This window comes from Candidatus Acidiferrales bacterium, assembly GCA_036514995.1.
In the GTDB taxonomy this organism is placed as follows: domain Bacteria; phylum Acidobacteriota; class Terriglobia; order Acidiferrales; family DATBWB01; genus DATBWB01.
On sequence record DATBWB010000133.1, the window covers coordinates 1 to 4834 of the forward strand.

The window sequence follows — 4834 nt, forward strand, 5'->3', positions numbered from 1 at the left end:
CCCGCCGCAGCGGGCGCGGCGAGATGCTTTTTCAAACCATGGTAGAAATACTTCGCCATATTCTCCGCCGAGGGATTTTCCACGTCAAAGGGCGGAACCTCATTCATGAATTTATGATCGAGGGCCTGGATCAAGTCGCGCACAATCTTTCTCAGGTCGTGGAAATCGTAGAGCAGGCCGATGGAGTCGAGCACCTTGCCTTCAAGCGTCACGCGCACCTTGTAATTGTGCCCGTGGACGTTTTCGCACTTTCCCTTGTAGCCGCGCAAGGCATGGCCGGCGGCGAATGACTCTTCTACCGTGATCTCAAACATGCGGCTTCCTCTGGCTTACCTGGGTGCGCGGGCACCGTCCGCCGGGGCCGGCGGCCAATGTGCCTCAAAGCCTTGCATCCGGGAGACGGAAACAACACCTCCCTGCCCGCGGCAAACGGGCCTGCATCACCCGCTCCCTCCCCCTCAGGAACCATGCATGAACTTCATGACATCGCCCAAATGGCTCGTGACGCGATAGTCGGGCAGACTTTCCAGGAAAATCTTACCATAGGGCATGCGCTGGATGCGATTGTCGAGGACGGCCAGGATGCCGCGGTCGGTTTGAGCGCGAATTAACCGGCCAAACCCCTGCTTCAGCGCCAGAACCGCCTCCGGAATCTGGTACTCGACAAAGGCGTTGCGACCCTCTTCGGCAATCGCCCGGATGCGAGCCGCCACCACCGGATCGCTCGGCACCGCAAACGGCAAGCGGTCAATGATGACGCAAGAGAGCTGCGGCCCCTGCACGTCCACTCCTTGCCAAAAGCTCGCCGTGGCAAACAGCACCGCGTGGGGCGTCTTGCGAAAGCGTTCGAGGAGCCGGTGCTTCGGCGCGGAGCCCTGCAAGAGCAGCGGAAAACCCACTTCCGAGCGCACGCGGCGGTAGAGTTCGTTCATCTGCTGATAGCTGGTAAAGAGCACAAACGCCCGGCCCCGGGAAATCTCCAGCAGCCGGGCAATTTCGGCCGTCGCGCGTTCGAGAAACCCGGGGTGGCGGACATCCGGGAGCTCCGAAGGCACGTAGAGGATCGCCTGCCGGCGAAAATCAAAATGCGAGGGCAAGACGTGTTCTTTGGCAAACCGCAGCCCGAGGCGAGACTTCAAGAAATCAAATCTTCCGCCCACGGCAAGCGTCGCCGAGGTCAGCAGGATGGTGTCAAATTTTTCAAACAGCCGCTCGCGCAGAATTTCCGAGACGTCAATGGGCGTCGCTTGCAGGAAGATGCCGCGGCCGCGCCGCTCAAACCAGTACACGTAGTTCCGTTCCTTGGATTCCAGCACAAACTCCAGCTCGTCACGCAATTCCCTGGCCCGCTCGATGAGCCGGAAAACCTCTTCGGGCTTTTCAGAAAGTCCGGCCAGCTCGGTGGCGAGCCGCTGGAGGGAGTGGCCGAGGGAGTGGTAGGGGTCGTGGTGGCGGTCGAGGAAATCATCGCGCTCTTCGAAGGCAAAGCGCCCCTCTTTATCCGGAAAGAGATCAAAGAAGGCGCGGGAGCGGTCGCGCAGGGTGTGCAGCACGCGCAGGATGGGCTCGTTGATGAGCGCTTTGAGCTTCAAGGTGTGTTCGGTGTCGCGCACCAGCTCTTCCACCCGGTAGTTGCTCGCCTCGATGCCGAAATACCGGCTGGCGACGTCCTCGATCTCGTGCGCCTCGTCGAAGATGATGGCCGAATATTCCGGAATAATGCCGCCGAAATCGTCCTGGCGCACGGCCAGGTCGGCGAAGAAAAGATGGTGGTTGACAATGACGATGTCCGACTCAAGCGCCCGGCGATGCATCAGGGTCAAAAAACATCGCTCGAACTGCCGGCATTTTTTGCCGGTGCAGGTGTCGCGCCGCGCGTCCATCTTGGACCAGAGCTCGCTTTCGTCCGGCAATTCGACGAGCTCGGCGCGGTCGCCCGTCTCGGTTTCCTTTTCCCATTCGCGGATGCGGGCAAGCTGGTCCACCTCATCGAGTCCCTTGAGGATCGGTTGCGTCTCCAGGTCATAGAGTTTTTGCCGGCAAAGAAAGTTGTTCCGCCCCTTCATGTAGCTGACCTTGATCTCCGGAGCGAAGTGCCGGCGGAGAAAGGGCACGTCCTTGTAAAAGAGTTGCTCTTGAAGGTTCTTGGTGCCGGTGGAAATCACCACCCGGCGGCCGGCGCGAATGGCCGGGACAAGATACGCCAGCGTTTTCCCGGTGCCCGTCCCCGCCTCGGCAATGATGTGCTGCTTTTTTTGAAAAGCTTCCTCAATCGCCTCGGCCATTTCAATCTGGCTCCGGCGGAATTCGTAGTGGGGGAGGCATTTGGCCAGCGCGCCGTGAGCGCCGAAAACGGCCTCCATCGTCCCGGCAAGTCGGGACGCCGGAGTCAGAGAGGTTTCTCGCTTCCTCATCCTATTTTCTTTGCCTTGTGGGCCTTGTGGGCTTTCCGAGCGCGCCGGGCGCGCTTCCGGTTTCGGGCACTCTCAAGGATCTTTTCGAGCCGCTGCCGGGCCATTTTTTGGCGACCGCTCCGGAGCATGCGAAGGATGTCCGAGCCTGCCAGGCGGTGAAACGTCCTGGCGCGCAGCTCGCCTGAGGAAACGCGTTCCAAAAGCCGTTTGCGCGCGGCCTGCATCCAGCGCAAGAATTGAGCATACTCTACCCCGTACCGCTTTTCGAGTTGCTGGCGGAGCTTTTGCGCCAGCGCCGGGCTCGCGCCGCCGGTGGAGATGGCAATCTGCAAATCGCCGCGGGCGAGCGAGGCTGGAACGATCAAGCTCGAATGCTCCGGCGCGTCCACCACGTTGCAGAGAACGTTGCGCCGGGCCGCATCCTCAGCCACTCGCTTTTGGGTGAACGGGCGGTTGGTGGCCGCAACCACCAGAAACACACCATCGAGGTCGAGGTGCTCATAGGGCCCGCGCCGATAGGCGATGCGGCCTTGATGCGCCATGCGGGCCAGTGCCGGCGTCAGATCGGGGCTCGCAACATAGACCTTGGCGCCGGCCTGGAGCAGCGCGCGCACCTTGCGTTCGGCCACCTTGCCTCCGCCAATCACGGCACACCTCTTGCCGCGCAAATCCAGGAATGCGGGGTAATAGCGCATGGAGTCAGCGAATCGCCCGGAGCACGCCCCGAAAGAATCGGGGCACGCGGGCCCCGACGTGTCGGGGCGGGCAAAGTGTACCACAACAGCCAGAGCAGTTTTGAAATCCCCCACTCGGTCTCCGCAGAAAGTGAGTCGCCATTGCGGCGCGCCGAGCCCTCGGGCACCTGTCCGGGGGAGGCTCGGATGGAACTCGGTGGCCGGCGCCACCGGGCTCAGCGCACGAGCGCGAGGGCTGCGAGAGCGTGTGTGACGAGCCACCAATTGGAGATTGCGTATAGAATAGAAGTTTGGCCTGAGCACAGGAATCTCGCTATGTCCCCATCCAGCAAAACAGAAGCAGGTGCCCTTCCCCTGGTGGTTATCGTCGGCCGGCCCAATGTCGGAAAGTCTGCGCTCTTCAACCGCATCGCTGGCCGGCGACGAGCGATTGTCACCAATGAGCCGGGCATCACCCGCGACCGCATCTATGGCCAGGCGAACTGGCAAGGCCGTCCCTTTGAGGTGGTGGACACCGGCGGAATTGTTCCCGATGAAAAGGCGGGCCTCGCCGCCGAAATCCTGGCTCAAGCTCGCGTGGCCTTCGAGCAGGCCGCCGGGATCATTCTCGTCGTGGACGCACGGGCCGGCGTTCTGCCGGTGGATGCCGACCTGGCACGCATGTTGAGGAAGCTCGGCAAGCCCGTCGTGGTCGCCGCGAACAAGGTGGATACGCCGCAACAGGTCTCGCTCGCTCACGCCTTCCATGAGCTTGGCCTCCCGGATGTTTTTCCCGTCTCGGCCGAACACGGCCTGGGAGTGGACGATTTGCTCGATGTCGTGACAGCCAACTTTCCGCAGCGGGAAGAAGCGGCTGAGGAACCCACCGTGCGCGTGGCCATCATCGGCCGGCCTAACGTCGGAAAATCCACGCTGCTCAATCGCCTGGTGGGCGAAGAGCGCGTGATTGTAGCGCCGGAACCCGGCACTACGCGCGATGCGGTGGATACGCTGCTTCGGCGGGACGGCCGGCTCTATCGCCTTATTGACACGGCTGGCATCCGTCGCAAGGGCAAAACCGAACTGCTGGCCGAAAAGTTGAGCGTGGTCATGGCGCGAAAATATCTCGAGCAGGCCGACGTGGCCCTGCTCGTGCTCGACGCCACCGAGGGGGTGACCAAACCGGACGCCACCATCGCCGGATACGCTCACGAATCCGGCCGATCGGTGATCCTGGTGATGAACAAATGGGATGCGGTGAAAAAAGATTCCCGCACAACAAGAAAATTCGAAGAAGCGGTGCGCTACCGGTGCAAGTTTCTGGAGTACGCCCCGCTCGTTTTCATCTCCGCGCTAACCGGCCAAAGAGTGGACAAACTCTTCCCGGTCATTGACCAGGTGGCCGAAGCTCGCCGGCGCCGTGTCTCGACCGGCGAACTGAACCGCTTCCTGGCCAAGACGGATTTTGACCGCGCCACCAGCCCCTCAGCGCGTCCCGTGAAAATCCTCTACATGACACAGGCTGCCATTGCCCCGCCCACGTTCGTCCTCTTTACCAACCAGTCGCGGCCGCTCCATTTTTCTTACGCGCGGTTTCTCGAGAATCGCATCCGCGAAGCCTTCGATTTCACCGGCACGCCCATCCGCTTCCGGCAACGCCTACGCCGGTAGGCCGAACATCGCCGAGCCCCCAGGCACCAGCCTGGGGGGTACGAAGGCCCGGTGGCAGGTGCCACCGGGCTCAGC

General features: G+C 61.9%; 4 protein-coding genes. 1 reads left to right on the top strand and 3 read right to left on the bottom strand.

Going from position 1 to position 4834, the window contains the following annotated elements; genetic code table 11:
• The 3 genes from queD to VIH17_09205 all read right to left on the bottom strand — a co-directional run.
• Positions 1-314: 6-carboxytetrahydropterin synthase QueD (gene queD, locus VIH17_09195; protein HEY4683409.1), on the bottom strand; the 314-nt coding region annotated here is incomplete at its 3' end.
• A 144-nt stretch (positions 315-458) separates the two neighbouring features.
• Entirely contained in the window at positions 459-2414 is a 1956-nt protein-coding gene (locus VIH17_09200; protein HEY4683410.1) for an ATP-dependent DNA helicase, read from the bottom strand.
• On the bottom strand, positions 2411-3109 hold the full coding sequence (locus tag VIH17_09205; protein HEY4683411.1) for a bifunctional precorrin-2 dehydrogenase/sirohydrochlorin ferrochelatase: 699 nt from the start codon (positions 3107-3109) through the stop codon (positions 2411-2413). The genes VIH17_09200 and VIH17_09205 overlap by 4 nt, the downstream gene beginning before the upstream one ends.
• 315 nt (positions 3110-3424) lie before the next feature.
• Here VIH17_09205 and der point away from each other — a divergent pair, with 315 nt between their 5' ends.
• On the top strand, positions 3425-4759 hold the full coding sequence (der, locus tag VIH17_09210; protein ID HEY4683412.1) for a ribosome biogenesis GTPase Der: 1335 nt from the start codon (positions 3425-3427) through the stop codon (positions 4757-4759).
• The last annotated feature ends 75 nt before the right edge of the window (positions 4760-4834 follow it).

Coding starts and splice junctions, on each gene's coding strand:
- VIH17_09205 (HEY4683411.1), bottom strand. CDS start 3,109: ATGCGCTATTACCCCGCATTCCTGGATTTGCGCGGCAAGAGGTGTGCC.
- der (HEY4683412.1), top strand. CDS start 3,425: ATGTCCCCATCCAGCAAAACAGAAGCAGGTGCCCTTCCCCTGGTGGTT.
- VIH17_09200 (HEY4683410.1), bottom strand. CDS start 2,414: ATGAGGAAGCGAGAAACCTCTCTGACTCCGGCGTCCCGACTTGCCGGG.